This window comes from Rhizobium sp. SG_E_25_P2, from assembly GCF_029892285.1.
Taxonomy (GTDB): domain Bacteria; phylum Pseudomonadota; class Alphaproteobacteria; order Rhizobiales; family Rhizobiaceae; genus Rhizobium_E.
Genome location: NZ_JARXVM010000006.1, coordinates 44,674 through 61,724 on the forward strand (window position 1 = coordinate 44,674; position 17,051 = coordinate 61,724).

At 60.9% G+C, this 17,051-nt stretch carries 16 protein-coding genes; 12 read left to right on the forward strand and 4 right to left on the reverse strand.

The features are described 5' to 3' along the window. Positions 1-57 precede the first annotated feature (57 nt). The 3 genes from M2360_RS10345 to M2360_RS10355 all read left to right on the forward strand — a co-directional run bounded on the left by M2360_RS10345 (position 58) and on the right by M2360_RS10355 (position 4,280). Positions 58-2,664 (forward strand): PAS domain-containing sensor histidine kinase, encoded by a 2,607-nt coding sequence (locus tag M2360_RS10345; protein WP_280775032.1) that lies wholly within the window; start codon positions 58-60, stop codon positions 2,662-2,664. An 8-nt stretch (positions 2,665-2,672) separates the two neighbouring features. Continuing rightward, positions 2,673-3,221: a DUF924 family protein gene (locus M2360_RS10350; RefSeq protein ID WP_280775034.1), complete on the forward strand. Its 549-nt coding sequence runs from the start codon at positions 2,673-2,675 to the stop codon at positions 3,219-3,221. Positions 3,222-3,437: 216 nt separating this feature from the next. Beyond that, positions 3,438-4,280, forward strand: coding sequence for a DMT family transporter (locus M2360_RS10355; protein WP_280775036.1), 843 nt, complete (start codon positions 3,438-3,440; stop codon positions 4,278-4,280). Between the two features lie 29 nt (positions 4,281-4,309). On the opposite strand, the gene M2360_RS10360 is transcribed toward M2360_RS10355, so the two are convergent. Continuing rightward, positions 4,310-6,487 carry a TonB-dependent siderophore receptor gene (locus M2360_RS10360; RefSeq protein ID WP_280775037.1) on the reverse strand — a complete coding sequence of 726 codons (2,178 nt, stop codon included), beginning with the start codon at positions 6,485-6,487 and terminating at the stop codon, positions 4,310-4,312. 438 nt (positions 6,488-6,925) lie between these two features. On the opposite strand from M2360_RS10360, the gene rplM reads away from it, so the two are divergent. Together rplM and rpsI are read left to right on the forward strand one after the other, a co-directional pair. Continuing rightward, a complete protein-coding gene (gene rplM / locus M2360_RS10365) occupies positions 6,926-7,390 on the forward strand; it encodes a 50S ribosomal protein L13 (protein WP_280775038.1) in 465 nt (154 codons plus the stop codon). Between the two features lie 2 nt (positions 7,391-7,392). After that, positions 7,393-7,860 (forward strand): 30S ribosomal protein S9, encoded by a 468-nt coding sequence (rpsI, locus tag M2360_RS10370; protein ID WP_280775039.1) that lies wholly within the window; start codon positions 7,393-7,395, stop codon positions 7,858-7,860. A gap of 72 nt (positions 7,861-7,932) precedes the next feature. On the opposite strand, the gene M2360_RS10375 is transcribed toward rpsI, so the two are convergent. Continuing rightward, positions 7,933-8,235 carry a DUF982 domain-containing protein gene (locus tag M2360_RS10375; protein WP_280775040.1) on the reverse strand — a complete coding sequence of 101 codons (303 nt, stop codon included), beginning with the start codon at positions 8,233-8,235 and terminating at the stop codon, positions 7,933-7,935. A 169-nt stretch (positions 8,236-8,404) separates the two neighbouring features. On the opposite strand from M2360_RS10375, the gene M2360_RS10380 reads away from it, so the two are divergent. Continuing rightward, positions 8,405-8,758, forward strand: coding sequence for an antibiotic biosynthesis monooxygenase (locus tag M2360_RS10380; protein WP_280775042.1), 354 nt, complete (start codon positions 8,405-8,407; stop codon positions 8,756-8,758). Between the two features lie 54 nt (positions 8,759-8,812). Then, positions 8,813-9,760: an agmatinase gene (gene speB / locus M2360_RS10385; protein ID WP_280775043.1), complete on the forward strand. Its 948-nt coding sequence runs from the start codon at positions 8,813-8,815 to the stop codon at positions 9,758-9,760. A gap of 6 nt (positions 9,761-9,766) precedes the next feature. Here speB and M2360_RS10390 read toward each other — a convergent pair whose 3' ends face one another. Continuing rightward, entirely contained in the window at positions 9,767-11,461 is a 1,695-nt protein-coding gene (locus tag M2360_RS10390) for a sulfatase-like hydrolase/transferase (protein WP_280775044.1), read from the reverse strand. A gap of 181 nt (positions 11,462-11,642) precedes the next feature. On the opposite strand from M2360_RS10390, the gene argC reads away from it, so the two are divergent. The 3 genes from argC to M2360_RS10405 all read left to right on the forward strand — a co-directional run bounded on the left by argC (position 11,643) and on the right by M2360_RS10405 (position 14,257). Next, positions 11,643-12,575, forward strand: coding sequence for an N-acetyl-gamma-glutamyl-phosphate reductase (gene argC / locus M2360_RS10395; RefSeq protein ID WP_280775046.1), 933 nt, complete (start codon positions 11,643-11,645; stop codon positions 12,573-12,575). A 105-nt stretch (positions 12,576-12,680) separates the two neighbouring features. Continuing rightward, positions 12,681-13,415 carry a LuxR family transcriptional regulator gene (locus tag M2360_RS10400; RefSeq protein WP_280775047.1) on the forward strand — a complete coding sequence of 245 codons (735 nt, stop codon included), beginning with the start codon at positions 12,681-12,683 and terminating at the stop codon, positions 13,413-13,415. A gap of 98 nt (positions 13,416-13,513) precedes the next feature. Next, positions 13,514-14,257 carry an acyl-homoserine-lactone synthase gene (locus tag M2360_RS10405; RefSeq protein WP_280775048.1) on the forward strand — a complete coding sequence of 248 codons (744 nt, stop codon included), beginning with the start codon at positions 13,514-13,516 and terminating at the stop codon, positions 14,255-14,257. Between the two features lie 6 nt (positions 14,258-14,263). On the opposite strand, the gene M2360_RS10410 is transcribed toward M2360_RS10405, so the two are convergent. Next, positions 14,264-15,364, reverse strand: a complete 1,101-nt coding sequence (locus M2360_RS10410) for a COX15/CtaA family protein (protein WP_280775050.1) — start codon at positions 15,362-15,364, stop codon at positions 14,264-14,266. A gap of 79 nt (positions 15,365-15,443) precedes the next feature. Between M2360_RS10410 and M2360_RS10415 the strand changes: the two genes are divergently transcribed. After that, a complete protein-coding gene (locus tag M2360_RS10415) occupies positions 15,444-15,659 on the forward strand; it encodes a DUF2842 domain-containing protein (protein ID WP_280775051.1) in 216 nt (71 codons plus the stop codon). 162 nt (positions 15,660-15,821) lie between these two features. Further along, positions 15,822-17,033, forward strand: coding sequence for a GNAT family N-acetyltransferase (locus tag M2360_RS10420; protein WP_280775052.1), 1,212 nt, complete (start codon positions 15,822-15,824; stop codon positions 17,031-17,033). Positions 17,034-17,051: the final 18 nt, after the last annotated feature.

Genomic DNA, 17,051 nt, shown 5'->3' on the forward strand with positions numbered 1-17,051 from the left:
TCGGCGCAATGCGCTGTCAGGCTCGGCCGGTCCGCCGGGGCGTATATCGAGGACTGGATGACAAAAGCGAACGGGACGGCCGACCCATACAGGCCGGTGGTGGTGAACGGACAGCGACCGGGTACGGCGCTCCGCCTCGTGCTGCTGGCGCTTGCGCTGCTGGTCGCGGCGGCGGCTTTCGTGTGGTTTCGGGACCAGTTGGAAAACGAAATGGTGCTCGGCATACTCGGCGTTCTCGCCATGGCCGGCATATTTTTCCTGGTGTCGAGCATCGTCGGTTTTGTCGAGGTGATGCCGCAAAACCGAACCGATACAGTGTCGCGCGCCGTTCTGGACACCATGCCGGACGGCGTTCTGATCACCGACCGCAAAGGCCGGGCCATCTACGCCAACGCCGCCTATGGACGACTGACCGGCGCCGATCCGGCGGCGGGGCCCGTCACTATCGAACATCTTCTGTCGCGCAGCCGCGAATCCACCGAAGCCGTCTACCGGCTGACCAATGGCCTGGTCGAAGGCAAATCGGGTTACGAGGACTTCCGCCTGGCGCGGCCACTCGGACAGACTGTTTCCGACAATGAACCCGCCTGGTGGTATCGGCTGAAAGCACGACCCGTCGAGATATCCGACGAGCCCGGCGGCCCTTTCTTCCTGTGGGAAATCGCCGATACGACCGGCGAACGCGGCGAACAGGAAAAATTTTTCCGCGAATTGCAGAACGCCATCGACTATCTCGATCATGCGCCCGCCGGCTTCTTTTCGGCCGGCCGCAAGGGCGAGATCCTCTATCTCAACGCTACGCTCGCCGAATGGCTGGATATCGACCTCACCCGGTTCCGCCCCGGTTCTCTGTCGATCCGCGACATCTGCGCCGGCGAAGGGTTGACGCGACTGGAAACCATTCATCCGGAACCCGGCCAGAACCGGACTGAAACGCTGGATCTCGATTTCCGCAAGCTCGATGGCCGCACGGCGCCGGTGCGCATTATTCATCGCGTCTCGTCCGCAAAGGACGGCGCGCCGGGCGAAAGCCGCACCATCGTGCTCAAGCGCGTGCAGGACGAGGCGTCATCCGAGGATTCGTCGGCGGCCCAGCGCTTCAACCGCTTCTTCAACAACACGCCGATGGCGATCGCCTCGGTCGATGGCGCAGGCCGGATTCTGCGCACCAACACGCAGTTCATGAAGCTGTTCGCCGGCCTCAGAACGCCCGAAGGCGAGGATGGTCAGGACCTGTTCTCGGTGGTGGCGGAAAGCGAACGCGACAAACTGGCCGCAGCGCTGCAGGCAGCCAAGGATTTCAAGGCCGATATCGAACCCGTCGATGCGCGCCATCCGGCCGACGAGAGCCGCTATTTCCGCTTCTATGTCAACGCCGTGATCGACCAGTCGGACGAAGCGCCGGAAGAGGCGGCCATCGTCTACGCCGTGGAAACCACCCAGCAGCGGGCGCTGGAAACCCAGATGGCCCAGACCCAGAAGATGAATGCGGTCGGCACGCTGGCCGGCGGCATCGCGCATGACTTCAACAATGTGCTGACCGCCATCCTGCTGTCGTCGGATCACCTTCTCTTGCAGGCGCGGCAATCGGATTCCTCCTTCGCCGATCTCATGGAGATCAAGCGCAACGCCAATCGCGCCGCCGTGCTGGTGCGCCAGCTTCTGGCATTCTCGCGCAAGCAGACGCTCAGGCCCGCTGTCATCAATCTCACGGACGCCATCGGCGACCTGCGCATGCTGGTCACGCGCATGCTGTCGGGCACCAACGTGAAGCTGGAGATCGACTATGGCCGCGATCTCTGGCCGGTGAAAACCGATCTTTCGCAGTTCGAACAGGTGATGGTCAACCTGTCGGTCAATGCCCGCGATGCGATGCCCGGCGGCGGCATACTGACGATCCGCACCCGCAACATGCCGGCCTCCGAGGCGGCAGTCGCGCCTTTCCGCGGCCTGCCGGTCGAGGATTACGTGGTGATCGACGTGGTCGACACCGGCACGGGCATTGCCCCCGATATCATGGACAAGATCTTCGAGCCCTTCTTCACCACCAAGGATGTGGGTAAGGGCACCGGCCTCGGCCTGTCGATGGTCTATGGCATCATCAAGCAATCGGGCGGCTATGTGTTTCCGGAGTCCGAGGTCGGCAAAGGCACGATCTTCCACATTTTTCTGCCGCGGCATATTCCACAGGACGTTCCTCTCTCCGAATCGGCGGCCAACTCCAACACCGCAGCGGCGGCGCCCAGCATGGCTGCGCCTCCCCCGCCGCCTCAGGAAGAGCCAGACCTGACCGGCAACTCCGCCGTCGTCCTGCTCGTCGAAGACGAGGAAGCGGTGCGCCGCGGCGGCAAGCGCATGCTGGAAACGCGCGGCTATACGGTGCATGAGGCCGGCTCCGGCGTCGAGGCGCTCGAGATCCTCGACGAACTGGACGGCCAGATCGACGTCGTCGTCTCCGACGTGGTGATGCCGGAAATGGACGGCCCGACATTGCTCAAGGAAATTCGGCTTCGCTGGCCCGACATGAAGTTCGTGTTCGTCTCGGGCTTCGCCGAAGACGCATTTGCGCGGAACCTTCCGGAAGGCTCGAAGTTCGGCTTCCTGCCAAAACCCTTCTCGCTCAAGCAACTCGCCACCACCGTGCGCGAAATGCTCGACAGTTGAGAGACGTCATGACGCAAGACGCACGCATCGACGATCTTCTCGCCTTCTGGTTTTCAGACGGCATGGAGGCGAAATGGTACAATGGCGGGACGGATTTTGACCAGGAGCTCCAAAACCGGTTCGGCGTCCTGCATGATCTGGCCTGCGCGGGCGAATTGGATGGCTGGATGCAGGCGCCCCGGGGCGCTCTGGCGCTGGTCATCCTGCTAGACCAGTTGTCGCGCAACCTGCATCGCGGCACGCCACGCGCCTTCGGCCAGGACCACAAGGCGCTGTCGCTGACGATGACGGCATTGACGGAGGGCTGGGATCAGGAATTTCCCGACCGCGAACGGCAGTTTTTCTACCTTCCCCTGATGCACAGCGAAGATCCCAGCCACCAGCAGACATGCGTCGCGCTTTACGAGGCGATCGACAATGAGGATGCGCTGAAATTCGCCCGTGAGCATCGAGACATTATCGAGCGTTTCGGCCGATTTCCGCATCGCAATGCGACGCTTGGGCGCGAGAGCAGCGAAGAAGAGCAAGAATTCCTGAAAGAGCATAAGGGGTTCTAAAGCATGTCGCCCGAACGTTGGCGCCGGTTTCGGGACGACGGCTGTGACAAAACAAAGAGATAAAGCGAAAGGAGCGAATCTGAAAGATCGCGCCACGCTTTAAGCGCAAGACGCGCCTCTGGCGCTAAATATTTTGCGCCAAATCCGCTTTATCCTGAGGCAGGTCAGGGATAGTGTCTTAAAATCGTCACAAGACTCACCGGACCCTTCCCCATCATGCCTTTGGATGTCGTCTTTCTCGTCCTGGTCGGCGCGGCCTTTCACGCGACCTGGAACGCCCTTGTCAAATCCGGTTCCGACAAGCAGCTCGATTCCAGCATGATCGCGCTCGGCGCCTCGGTCGCCTCGCTTTGCGCCCTGCCCTTTCTGCCGATGACGCTGCCGCATCCGGAGGCGTGGCCGTATATTCTCGCTTCGATCTGCATCCATTTCACCTATTACCAACTGGTCGGCGCCGCCTACAGGCTTGGCGATATCGGGCTCGTCTATCCCTTGATGCGCGGGGTCGCGCCATTGATCGTGGCGACGACGAGCGGCTCCATCCTTGCCGAAACGCTGTCGCCGATGATGTATGCCGGTGTGATCGCCATTTCAGCCGGCGTGCTGACGCTGGCGGCGGAGGCGCGAAGCGGCAATATGAAGGCGGCGGGCGTGGCGATCCTCAACGCTTTCGTCATCGCTGCCTATACCTATGTCGACGGCCTCGGCGCCCGTGTGGCCGGCGATCCGATCACCTATACGATCTGGATCTGCATTCTGCCGCCGCTTTTGCTGTTTTCCTTCGCCTTTTTCGTGCGCGGGGTGCGGCCGGTCGTCGATCATGCCCGCCGCACATGGCGGCGCGGACTGTTTGGCGGCGCGGGTTCGGTCGCCTCCTATGGTTTGGCGCTGTACGCGATGACAAAAGCGCCGATCGCGGCGGTGGCGGCGCTGCGGGAGACGTCGATCCTGTTCGCTCTGGTGATTTCGGTGGTTTTTCTCAAGGAGAGAGCGAGCGTCTGGCGCTACATCGCCGGCGGCGTGATCGCGCTCGGCGCGCTGATCATGAAATTGGGATAGGCGGCTATCCGCCTATCCCGTAATTGGATTTACCAGCTATACTTCAACGAACCGAGCACCGTGCGGCCCTGGGCGTAATAGCAATAGCCGTCGGTGCAGACTTCGTCTCGCTTGTCGAAGACGTTCTTGACGCTGAAGGAGGCCTTTAATCCGTCGGCGCGCTTGAACTGCTTGCCGATGTCGAAATTGAGCGCCGCGTCGAGATAAATCCTCTCGCTGTTTTCCGTGGTGTTGGTGGTGTCCTTGAAGGATTTTCCGGCATAGCGCAGGCCGAGACCGCCGCTCAGCCCATCCATGAAGTCGCCTTCCTGAACCGTGTAATTGGCCCAGAGCGACGCGCTGTGCAGCGGCGTGGTCGAGGGCCGGTTTCCGACTTCGGCGGCATTGGCCGATTCCGTGATTTCGGCGGCGTTGTAATTGTAGCCGGCGATCAGGTCGAACCCGTTTCCGAACGCCTTCTTCGCCTCGATCTCGACGCCATCGGTGGTGACCTCGCCAAGAGCGCGGTAGTAGTAGCCAACCGTGTCGTTAAAGCCCGCATAGGTCGCCGCGTCAGACTGGACCATATGGTAATAGGCGAGATTGACAGCGTAATCGGCGCCGTCCGGCCGAAATTTGACGCCGGCTTCGAACTGTTCGCCGGTCATCGGCGTCAGCAGCGCGCCGCCTTCATCGCGATAGGACTGCGGCACGAAGGACGTCGCATAGCTGACATAAGGCGCCAGACCATTGTCGAAACGATAGAGAAGGCCGGTCTGGTATGACAGGGCGCTGTCGCTGCCCTCGCCGGTCTTCACGCCCGCTGCATCGTCCCAGGTCGTCTGCTTGATCCAGTCGTTGCGGAGACCGAGGACCGCGCTCCAGCCGCCGAAGTTGATCTGGTCCTGCGCATAGACGCCGATCTGGCGCTGGTCGCTGCCGCTCAGCGTCGTCAGCTCAGCCGTCGGTCCCGACACGCCGGTGGTTGGATTGTTGAGATCGAGGTCGAAAGCCGAGTCGACATCCCCATAGCCGAGACCGAAGCTGGAATTGATCCAGGTGGCGTCGAGACCTGCGGTCAGCTTGTGCTCAAGCGGGCCGGTGTCGATCGCGCCGGAAACCCGGTTGTCGGCCTGGTAGACATTCATGTGATCGGTGACGGCGACAGGAGAACGGCTCATGATTCCGGTCGCCTCGTCGGTCGAGAAGACTTCGAGATAGCGGCTTTCGAGATCCATCACGCTGTAGCGCAGGTGCTGGCTGAACTTCACCCCATTGTCGAATTCATGCTCGAACTTGTAGCCGGTCTGAAGCTGCGAGACCTTTTGATAATCATAGTCCGGGTCGCTGTAGCGCAGGATTTCGCCATTATATTTGAAACCCTGCACATTGGTGTCGGTCTCGTCTTTCTGGCCGATTGCGTAGACCGTCAGCGACGTCGCGTCATCGGGCGCCCACTGGAACGACGGGGCCAGCATCAACCGGTCATCGCCGATCTGATAACTTGTGTCGCCGCTGCGGGCGACGCCCACCACACGCCAGGAAAAGGCGTCATTGGATTGGGAGACATCGCCATAATCCAGCGCCAGCTGGGTGCGGCCATAGCTGCCCCATTGCGCCTCGACCTCGCCATGCTCCAGGCCGTCGGCCATTTTCGACACGCGGTTGACGATGCCCGCGACGCTGGAACCACCATAGAGCACCGAGACTGGGCCCTTGATCACTTCGATACGATCCAGGCCATAGACATCGGTGCGGAAGGTGCCGTAATTCATATAGGGTTGGCGCAGGCCGTCACGAAAATCGCCTGTCGTGACCGTGGCGTAGCCGCGAATGCTGATCTGGTCAAAACGCGGATCGAAGCCGTATTGTCCAGTCTGCACGCCGGCGGCGTAATTGACCGCGTCGACCATGTCGTTGACGGCGCGCTCGTCCAGTTCCTTGCGGGTGATCACGGCGACGCTGCGCGGCGTGCGCGCAAGCGGCACGCTGTCCTTGAGGACGGACTCGGACTCCTCCGCCGCAATCGTGTCATTGTCCTTGGCGCGCGCCTCAGCCGCAGCGCGCGGTCCCTTGCTTTCGCTCGACACGATGATTTTCTTCAGGACGGTCGGCGCCTCCGCATCCTGCGCCTGCGCGGTGGGCGCAACCAGCGCTGCGGTCAGCGCCAGGACGGAGGTGCGGCTCGCAAGCCGAAGCCCGCGTCCTACTGATTTTTCTCTAGACATGACGTCCCTTCTTCTCTTTTTTTAACGCCTCCCTTGGAAAGGAGGCTAAAGACAGAGCGGGGTGTCGGCGGGGCGCATCGCTGTTTCTTCAAAGTTGATTTACAAAATCATAAGTTCCTCCACCAGATAGATACTCACTCTAACATGAGTCAACATATCAACTTAATTTCGACGATTTTTCGCCCATATTGGCGATTTGGCGCCAACAAACGATGCGGCACCATATTACCACATGGTTATGCCATTGTTTTTAATAGGTAATATTTTCAATCTTCCAAATGTGTCATCTTGATTTCAACGGATGGCTGCCGTATAAGCCCGGCCAACGTCGCCGAAACCCGGCGACGTTTCCTTTGCGGGCCAAACTTCCGCAAACCAAGCAACAAAAAACGCCCCTTGCCTTCGGGCATTGGGGATCAAACACGAAAGACAAGACAAATGTCCACCTTCGTTCAGAAGCCGGCAGACGTCGAGAAGAAGTGGATCCTCATCGACGCCGAAGGCCTCGTTGTCGGTCGCCTCGCTTCCATCATCGCCAATCGTCTCCGCGGCAAGCATAAGCCGACCTTCACTCCGCATGTCGATGATGGCGACAACGTCATCGTCATCAATGCCGACAAGGTCGTCTTCACCGGCAAGAAGTACACCGACAAGAAGTTCTACTGGCACACCGGCTATCCGGGCGGCATCAAGGAGCGCACCATGCGCCAGACCCTTGAAGGTCGTTTTCCGGAACGCGTGCTCGAGAAGGCCGTGGAACGCATGGTTCCCCGTGGCCCGCTCGGCCGTCGCCAGATGAAGAACCTCAAGGTTTACGCCAGCGCCACCCATCCGCACGAAGCTCAGCAGCCGGTCGTTCTTGACATCGCCAAGCTGAACGACAAGAACACGAAAAGAGGCTGATCATGGCTGACCTTTCCGCCCTCAAGGACATCGCAACTCCTTCCGAGTCTGCTGCTCCGGTTCATGTCCGCAAGGTCGACACCTTCGGCCGCTCCTACGCGACCGGCAAGCGCAAGAACGCTGTCGCCCGCGTCTGGGTCAAGGCCGGCTCCGGCAAGATCGTCGTCAACGGCAAGGACTACACGGCGTATTTCGCCCGTCCGGTGCTGCAGATGATCCTTCGCCAGCCGATCTTCGCGGCTGCCCGCGACGGCCAGTTCGACATCATCGCCACCGTCGCCGGCGGCGGTCTGTCTGGTCAGGCCGGCGCTGTGCGTCACGGCATTTCCAAGGCTATGACCTACTTCGAACCTGGCCTGCGCCCGGTCCTGAAGAAGGGCGGCTTCCTGACCCGCGACAGCCGCGTCGTCGAGCGCAAGAAGTACGGCCGCGCCAAGGCCCGTCGTTCGTTCCAGTTCTCGAAGCGCTAAGCGCTTCGCCACTGGCGGAAATTGCAAAGGCCGGGCTTTCGCCCGGCCTTTGTCGTTTGTGATGGCCCATCCTCAGGCCGCCTCCGCCGGGGCCCCGTTCGCATTGGCGGGCGCGCGCCCGATCTGGGGATGGCAGACCAGCGCCGCTTCGATGCAGGAGGCGATGAAGGCTTCGCGCGCGACTTCGGCGGGCGCCGCGCGGCAAAGCGCAGCCCGGCACTGCGTCAGCGCATTCAGATAGTGGCGTCCCTTGCGCAAGGGCCATTCATTTTCGAGAAAATCCAGCGCGTCATAGGCGCCGGAGAAATGCCGGGCCGCGCCGTTTTGCAACTGCACGGTGATCGGTTGACGCCAAGGAATATCGTTGGCCTGCATGATTGTTCTCCCAAACAGGCGCTTTCGGCGCGCCGCCGCAATCGTCTTTTTTTCGCCGCGCGCGCCTCTCCGGATGACCATCCCCACAGCCCGCGCGAGCGGACCAGTAACCCCCTTGGCCGTCGCCTGGTTCCCTGCAATATTGAGAAAATCATAGCGAGATTCTCCGATGTCCGACACGCTCTCCCCCTTCGCATCGCTGCCCAAGCCGCCCTATTTCGTGGTGATGTTTTCGTCGCGCCGCTGTCCCGGCGACAATGGCTATGGCGACATGGCCCAACGCATGGCGGATCTTGCGGCGCGGCAACCGGGATATCTCGGCGTGGAAAGCGCCCTTGGCGACGATGGCTTCGGCATCACCAATTCCTTTTGGGCCAATGAGGACAGCATCCGGGCCTGGAAACGCGACGTCGATCATCTCGACGCCCAGACCAAGGGACGCCAACATTGGTATGAACGTTACGAGGTGCGCGTCGCCCGGGTGGAGCGCTCCTATTCCTTTGAAGCCAGGATTGACGGCTGATCCGGCAAGCCACCCTTATCCCGTCGCCGCGATCTCTCAAAACCAGGGCCCCTCGTGAAAAAGACCATCGACAACGCCTTCACCGCCCGATCGCTGAAAGGCGCGGCCTCGGACCCCACCTATGCCGGCGTTTTGTCCTTCATGCGCCGCAAATACACCAAGAGCCTCACGGGCGTGGACGCTGTGGTCTGGGGCATCCCGTTCGACGCAGCCGTCTCGCATCGTCCGGGCGCGCGCTTCGGGCCGCGCGCCATCCGCGAGGCGTCGTCGATCTTCGACAACGATCCGCAATATCCGTTTCACCGCGACCTGTTCGAGGCGATGGCGGTGATTGATTACGGCGATTGCCTGCTCGATTATGGCGATCATCAGAAGACGCCCGCGACGATCGAGAAGGAAGCCGCCAAGATCCTCAAATCGGGAGCCTTCCTGCTGTCGCTCGGCGGCGATCACTACGTCACATGGCCGCTTCTCAAGGCGCATGCCGCCAAATATGGTCCGCTGGCGCTGGTGCAGTTCGACGCCCATCAGGACACATGGTTCGACGAGGACCGACGGATAGACCACGGATCCTTTGTCGGCCGCGCCGCCCGCGATGGGATCATCGATGTCGACCATTCCATCCAGATCGGCATCCGCACCCATGCGCCCGACGATTGCGGGATAAAGATCGTCTATGGCCATGAGGTGGAAGAGATGACGGCGCGCGAGATCGCCGAGGCAATCGTCGCCCGCGTCGGAGACCGGCCCTGTTACCTGACGTTCGACATCGACTGCCTCGACCCGGCCTATGCGCCGGGTACGGGGACGCCGGTGTCTGGCGGCCCTTCGAGCGCCAAGATGCTCTCGGTGCTCCGAAATCTCGCCACCCTCGACATCAAGGGCGGCGACGTCGTGGAAGTGTCGCCTCCCTACGATCACGGTTTGATCACGGCCATCGCCGGCGCAAGCGTCGCCATGTATCTGCTGGGTCTCAGAGCGGAAAAACTGGCGGCAGGCTGAAACGCCTCAGTCGACCACCAGGAAACCGGCCTGATGACGGGCGGCGAGATGCTGATTGACCGCTCCACGCTCCAGGCAGAGATGCATGCGCCCCTCGCAGCGCTGACTGAGCGCGGCGAGATCATCGAAAACGGCAGATTTCGGCAGATTGGTCGCCGCAAGGATCCGCGCGGGAAGATAAGCCGCATCGATCCGATCGCCGAGCTTGGCGTAGTCGACCTCAGCGCCAAAGCCATGCACGGCAAAGAATGTCTCATACATCTTGGCGCGGAAGTCGGTCGTTTCCCGGCCGAGATTGTCGGGATCGACGAAGCGCTTGGTGGCGGTAGCCTGATGATCGCCGAATTCGGCCACGATCGCGCCGCGTGGACCGTGGTCCCGACGACGTCCCTCCAGAAATGCCGTCATATCGCGCCGGCTGACCACCACACGGCGGGCATATTCATCCAGTTCCGCATCTGAAGACAGCGGCGCCGATCCGACGTCTTGCGCGGCCGGCAGGCGCGCCGTGAACGGCCCATGGGTGAACATGGTCTGCATGGCGACGAACAACGGACGCCCGTCGGTCTTGCGATGGTCCGCCACCAGTTTCTCTACAAAATTGAAATAGTCGCTGTCGCGCGTGCCGAACGAGCCGAGCTTCATGGCGTCCGCATCGTAGACGGTTTCGAAACCGAGCGATTTGAGAAAGGGGCCTTCGTTCACGGAGCGGTACTTCAGCGTCATCAGCGCTACTGTGCGATAGCCGCAATCGGCAAGCAAACGCGGCAGGGAATGCCGCACGCGGCCTTCCATGAAGGCGTTCACATAAGGCGCCTGCCAGCCGAAGTCGGCGGTGGAAAGGCCCGTCAGCACGGAGAAATTGGTCATCCAGGTGCCAGCGCCGAAAGTCTCGACATGGAGCGCGCGAACCCGCCCGTCGCCGGAGCGGAAAGAGGCGCGCACATCGTCCGGAAGGGCAATTTCAGGACCGATTGCTGCGGGAGCCTGGCTTTCGGAGAGGACCAGGAAGAGGTCAGACTTGTCGTCGGTACGCCCGCAAACAGGCGCTGCCGCGAGATCTTCCGTCGGCTTGGTCGACATGAAATGTTCCCGGATTGGCGCAGGCCCCGTCAAGTTGCGGATATGCCCCAGGGAAAAATAAAGCGCCGAGGCATTGTAGCCCGCTGTGAAGGGAAGATAATCGGAATCGAAGGTCTGCGCCCTTGGATAGGTGGCCGAACTCAAGGCGATAGCAAGCGGCAGCAGCGAAAGACGCAGCGGCGGCGCCATCCAAACGGGCCTTTCCAGCCTGTAGATGACAACGAGCCCTGTGACGGCCAAGCCGATCGCCACAAGGGCAGCCAATCCGAGCATAGGATAGTACTCGACCAGAAATACAAACAAGTCGCCGTCACGGGCCGTAAACAGCAAGTCATAGACATGCAGCGCCATGCCGTTCAGGTGATGCTTCACATAGGACGCGAGCCCCTGCATCACGGTGAAGGTGGCGGCCGCAAAGACAGAAAATATCGGCCGTCGGCTCAGGATGAAGGCTGCCGCGGCAATGGCCGCCGTGATCGAGAACACATAGGGAATGTAGGCCCAGCGGGAGTCCATATAGCGGACAAAGGCGAAAAGACCGAGGCAACTCGCGACGACGGAGAGGACTTGGGTGACGGTCGGCAAACTGAGCAGTCTCGCATGCGACAGAATAAGCATGGCGTTCCTCAACTCTAGGGCGCTGTCATCTATTTGTCATGGCGCTGAAATTTCCTTTTTGCAAACTTGCGGTGCAATGGCGTTGAGTCACGGTTAATCCGCCGGTATATGGCTTTGGCAAAACCAACATCTTCGGGCGCAAAACCGCGCCGTTGTTCCAAAATGAAACGGACCCAATTTGATGCGTGCGAAAATCTTCATTGACGGCGAACATGGCACTACCGGGCTGCAGATCCGCGCGCGCATGGCCGAGCGCCGCGATGTCGAACTGCTCTCGATTCCCGAAACGGAACGCCGCAACGCCGCGATGCGGGAGGACCTGCTCAACTCGGCCGACATCGCCATATTGTGCCTGCCGGACGATGCTTCGAAGGACGCAGTGGCGATGACCGCGTCAAATCCGAACGTGCGGATTATCGATACATCCACCGCCTTCCGCGTGCATTCCGACTGGGCCTATGGTTTCGCCGAAATGGATCCGGCGCAAGTGGAAAAAATCCGCTCGGCGCGCTATGTCGCCAATCCTGGCTGCTATCCGACCGGCGCGATCGGATTGATCCGCCCGCTGCGGATGGCGGACCTTCTCCCGACCGATCATCCCATCACGGTCAATGCGGTCTCCGGCTATACCGGCGGCGGTAAGCAGCTGATCGCGCAGATGGAGGATGAGGGACATGCCGAGCATATCGCCTCGCCGCATTTCCTCTACGGGCTTACCCTCAAGCACAAGCATGTGCCGGAGATGCGCGAACATGGCCTTTTGAGCCGCTCGCCGCTGTTCGCGCCGTCCGTAGGCCGTTTCCCGCAGGGAATGATCGTGCAGATTCCGCTGTTCCGTGACCAGCTCGCCGCAGGCGCGACAGTCGAAAGCGTGCATGCGGCGCTCACAGCGCATTACGCCGGCCAGTCGATCGTCGAGGTCGTGGCCCTTGATGCGTCCGCCAAAATGGCGCGCGTCGACGCCGTCGAACTCGCCGGAAAAGACACGATGAAACTGTTCGTCTTCGGGCAGCCTGATGGCGAGCACATCAATCTCGTGGCGCTGCTCGACAATCTCGGCAAAGGCGCGTCAGGCGCGGCGGTGCAGAACATGGATCTCATGCTTTCGGCCTGACAGAGACGTTCCGGTCCAAAACAGCGGGTAGTGCGAATTGTTGCAATTTCGCACTACCCGTTTCCATGTTACGCAGCGTGATCCTATCAGCGCCGCCGAGGGCCAATGCGCTCCATCATCGCGAACATGATGTTCGACGTCATCGACCGGCTGGACAAAATGTCCAGCGAGGAACAGGCTTTTGCGGAATTGCGCAAGGTCGCGGATTTCTTCGGCCTCAACGCCTTCGCCATTTCCGGCATCCCCGATCCGCATGAAAAGATGGACCCATACGTCCTTCTGAACGGTTGGCCGCCAGAATGGGCGGCGCGCTATCTCGAACGGCAGTATTTCCGTATCGACCCGGTCATCCAGCGCACGCTTTTGTCGGACAACGCATTCGTCTGGTCCGACGCGCTGGACCCCGCCAGCGTCGACAAGCGCGCGCTCGATTTCATGGGCGAGGCTCGCGACTTCAAGTTCATCGACGGTTTTTCCGTGCCCATCCATTCGATCATGGGCTTTCGCGCCATCGTGACTTACGCTGCGGAAGAGGTGGACATGTCGCAGGAAGGCCGCAGCGCGCTGCATATGATTTCCATCTATGCGCATAACAAGATCAAGGAACTCAAGAGCAGCAACAAGCCGCAATTGATCAAGCGCAGCGTGCAACTGACTCCAAGGGAACGCGAATGCATTTCCTGGTGTTCGGAAGGCAAGACCGCCTGGGAGATCTCCGCGATCCTCGGCATTTCCGAACGCACTGTGTCGCATATTCTCGAAAACGCGCAACGAAAGATGAATACAACCAATCGCGTGCAGCTTGTCGCGGAAGCGCTGCGAGCTGGGTTGATTAGATAACTGAAACGAAGGCGCTCGGAGCAGTCAACTAGGTAAATCACCCCATAGCAGGGTTTCCTAATCCCGCAGAGACTCCCCCTATTCAACGGGAGTCTCTAATGCTCAAAATTATTACTTCGCAAAACATCGATGAAAACGCAGCTCTCATGGAAAATGTTTGGCGTTTTCGCCATGCGCAATTCGTGGAACGGCTGGGTTGGCGCGAACTGAGTTCGGAGGACGGACGCGAGCGGGATCGTTTCGACAACGACGACGCCATCCATCTGGTGGCGGCGCGCGGCGAAACGGTGGTGGGCTATACGCGCCTGCTGCGCACCTCGGGCCCTCACCTGCTGCGCGACGTCTATCCCGATCTCATGCAGGGCCGGTCCTGGCCGCAGGAAGACGATATCTACGAATGGACCCGCTGCATTTCCGATGAGAGGGCGGGGCAATTCGGCGACGTACAGGCCTCGCATCTGTTGATCACCGGCGTGCTCGAATTCTGCCTGTCGGCGGGCATCCGCGGCCTCGTCGTTGAAACCCATCCCAAGCTGGTCACCTGGATGCTCGAGACCGGCTATGAGGTCGAAACCCTCGCGCCGCCGCGCGACATCAACAGCGTGCCCGTCGTCGCCGTGCATATCGGCATGACGGAGAAGGCGCTCAAGCGTCACAGGGCGATGTTCGGCATTCGCGGCAGCGTGCTAGACATGGACGAGGATCTGATCAATCCAGTCAACCGCGTGGGTCTTGTCAGGCCCTTTGGCCAGCGCATCGAGACAGACGCGCTGGAGATCGCCTTCCGCGCCGATATCGATTTCGCCGCGATGCGCGAGAGTTCGGGTTCGCGCTCGAACTGAGTAGCCTCAGGGGGTGCTCATCGCTGAGCTGCGTGGATATTCGCCGACATATCCACGCAGATTGGCGACCGCGTAGCCAAGGATGATCACGGCGAAGCCTTGATGGGCGAGCGCCAGTCCGATATCGACATGCGTCAGAAGCGTGGCGACGCCCAGCCCCGCTTGCGCGAACACCATGGCGAACAGGATCGTCGCGCGCTTGGCGTGCGGCGTCCCCGGAAGCCGAAGCGACAACCAGGTCATGTTGAAACAGGCCGCCGCAAACAACAGATAGGCGTTCATGCGGTGAACGAACTGCACCGTCTTGAAATTCTCGAACAGATTAAGCCAGAGCGGCTTCATCACGCCGAGGCCGTCGGGGATGATCGCCCCGTCGATCAACGGCCAGGTGTTGAAGGCGAGCCCGGCGTCGAGCCCGGCCACCAGCGCGCCGAGATAGATCTGCAACAGCACGAGAAACAGCAGAGCGCCTGCGGCCTTGGCCTGCGGGCTTCTCGGCATCGCCAGGCCCGCATGCGGCGCAAGCCCGCGCCAGACCCAGGCGATGGCCGCGAAGATCAGACAGGCCACCGTGAGATGCACGGCAAGCCGGTATTGGCTGACATCGACCCGCTTGGCGAGACCGGAGGACACCATCCACCAGCCGATTGCGCCCTGCAGCCCGCCAAGGGCGAGAATACCGGTCAGCGGCCAGCGCAGCGATTTTTCAAGCCGTCCCGTGGCCCAGAAAAACAGCAACGGCACGCCGAAGATCACCCCGATCGAACGGGCGATCAGCCGATGCGCCCATTCCCACCAGAAGATCACCTTGAACTCGTCGAGCGTCATGCCTTTGTTGATCTGGCTGTATTCCGGAATCTGCTTGTAGAGCGCGAATTCCTCTTCCCATTCGGCGATGCTCAGCGGCGGGATCGCCCCATGGAGCGGTTTCCATTCGGTGATCGACAGGCCGGAATCGGTCAGCCGCGTCGCTCCGCCGACCAGCACCAGCGCGAAAATCGCGAGGAGAACGAAACCGAGCCAGGTCCGAACGGCGCGGCGATTGGCCTCGGCGCGGCCTGAACGCTTGTCGGCGCCCTCATGGGCGTTTATGGCTGTATCGATCATGACGGGTCATCCTTTTACGCCAAGCTCTGCTATAACATGTACGAGCCTGGCAAGACCCATAAGCAGGATGTGAGACAAAATGCCCAAGACGCTTCGCAAACTGATCGGCGTGGTGCTGATCATCGCCTTGGTGCTGATCTATGCGCTGGTCGCCACCACCGTGGCCGCCGCCACGCTCGGCGCCGCGCATTGGGGCATTCACCTGCTGTATTTCCTGTTCACGGGTCTTCTCTGGATCCTGCCGGCCATGGCGATCATCAAATGGATGGAAAGACCGGATCGTCCCAAGGCCTGAGCGGGCCTGTGCATGCTAACCCGGTGTTAACCGCGCTTTTTCAAAAAGACGCAGGTTTGGCGTCGGATTCAGTCTTTGTTGGCCAAACAGCGTCTAGAACGCCTCAAATTCTCGTGATGGGAGTGTTGAGCCGTGTTGGCGGGACAGTCGAGGGCTAGGAACGTGGACATCACCGAAATGGAGATGGCGCCAGGAGAGAAGGAGACGCGACGTCGCGCTCCGAATCTTTCCATCGCCATCCACACGGAGATGGAACCGCTCGAGACGGAGTGGCGGGCGCTCGAAGCGGCCTCCCACAATTCCCCCCATCAGGCCTATGATTACTGCCGGGCCTGGCGCGATAGCTTCGGGCGTCCCCTGAGAATCGTCGTCGGACGCATGGATGAGCGTCTCGCCTTTGTCCTGCCGCTCGAAATCACCCGTGGACGGCTATTCACCCGCGCCCAGTTCATCGGCGCTGAACATTCCAACATCAATACCGGGCTGTTCTCTGCCGAATTCCTGGCGCGCGCCAGCCGCGACACCATGGACGCTATCGCTTCGGAGATGCGGGAGGCGCTGGTCGGCGTCGATTGTATCGTGCTGACCAATATGCCCGGCATCTGGCGCGACATGGTCATGCCGTTCACGCTGCTGCCGCATATCGCCAATCAGAACCATGCTTTCCAGTTGAGGATGAAAGCGACTTTCGTCGACACGCTTGCGCAGCTCAACGCCAAGCGTCGGCGTAAGAAATACAGCGTCGGCCATCGCCGGCTGGAAGCTCTGGGCGGCTACGAGCATGTCGTGGCGGAAACGACTGATGAGAAACATGCGCTTCTGGACATGTTCTTCGAGCAGAAGGCGGCGCGGCTCGCCGAATTCGGCCTGCCGAACGTCTTCGCCTGCCCCAAGACGCGGGCATTCCTGCACGCCACGCTCGACGCCCCGCAGGATGGAACGAATTTCCCGCTGCGTATGCATGCACTGCGAATGACCGGCGGTGAATTTGCGGGGGAGACGCCGGCGATCGCTGGCCTTACCCGCAAAGGCGATCACGTGATCGTCCAGTTCTGTTCGATCGGGTCGGGGCCGACCACGGATGGGAGCCCGGGCGAACTGCTGTTTCACCTGATGGTCGAACAATACAACCAGCACGGCGCTGGACTGTTCGACTTTGGCATCGGCGACATGCCGTTCAAACGGTCGTGGTGCACCGACGAAACTGTGCAGATCAATGTCTCGATCCCGGTGACGCCGGTGGGCAGGCTGGCGGCGCTGAAGGAAGAAACCGCCACACGGCTGAAAACGCTGATCAAGCAGAATCCCGCGCTCTATCAGTTGCTGCAACGCATCCGCTCGCGTTCGCATACGACGCCCGTCGCTGAAGACTGACGCCCGCGCCGGCCCGGA

Excerpts from the sequence above, each read along its gene's own strand:
- M2360_RS10345 (WP_280775032.1), top strand. The coding sequence starts at position 58 with ATGACAAAAGCGAACGGGACGGCCGACCCATACAGGCCGGTGGTGGTG.
- M2360_RS10350 (WP_280775034.1), top strand. The coding sequence starts at position 2,673 with ATGACGCAAGACGCACGCATCGACGATCTTCTCGCCTTCTGGTTTTCA.
- M2360_RS10355 (WP_280775036.1), top strand. The coding sequence starts at position 3,438 with ATGCCTTTGGATGTCGTCTTTCTCGTCCTGGTCGGCGCGGCCTTTCAC.
- M2360_RS10360 (WP_280775037.1), bottom strand. The coding sequence starts at position 6,487 with ATGTCTAGAGAAAAATCAGTAGGACGCGGGCTTCGGCTTGCGAGCCGC.
- rplM (WP_280775038.1), top strand. The coding sequence starts at position 6,926 with ATGTCCACCTTCGTTCAGAAGCCGGCAGACGTCGAGAAGAAGTGGATC.
- rpsI (WP_280775039.1), top strand. The coding sequence starts at position 7,393 with ATGGCTGACCTTTCCGCCCTCAAGGACATCGCAACTCCTTCCGAGTCT.
- M2360_RS10375 (WP_280775040.1), bottom strand. The coding sequence starts at position 8,235 with ATGCAGGCCAACGATATTCCTTGGCGTCAACCGATCACCGTGCAGTTG.
- M2360_RS10380 (WP_280775042.1), top strand. The coding sequence starts at position 8,405 with ATGTCCGACACGCTCTCCCCCTTCGCATCGCTGCCCAAGCCGCCCTAT.
- M2360_RS10390 (WP_280775044.1), bottom strand. The coding sequence starts at position 11,461 with ATGCTTATTCTGTCGCATGCGAGACTGCTCAGTTTGCCGACCGTCACC.
- argC (WP_280775046.1), top strand. The coding sequence starts at position 11,643 with ATGCGTGCGAAAATCTTCATTGACGGCGAACATGGCACTACCGGGCTG.
- M2360_RS10400 (WP_280775047.1), top strand. The coding sequence starts at position 12,681 with ATGCGCTCCATCATCGCGAACATGATGTTCGACGTCATCGACCGGCTG.
- M2360_RS10405 (WP_280775048.1), top strand. The coding sequence starts at position 13,514 with ATGCTCAAAATTATTACTTCGCAAAACATCGATGAAAACGCAGCTCTC.
- M2360_RS10410 (WP_280775050.1), bottom strand. The coding sequence starts at position 15,364 with ATGATCGATACAGCCATAAACGCCCATGAGGGCGCCGACAAGCGTTCA.
- M2360_RS10415 (WP_280775051.1), top strand. The coding sequence starts at position 15,444 with ATGCCCAAGACGCTTCGCAAACTGATCGGCGTGGTGCTGATCATCGCC.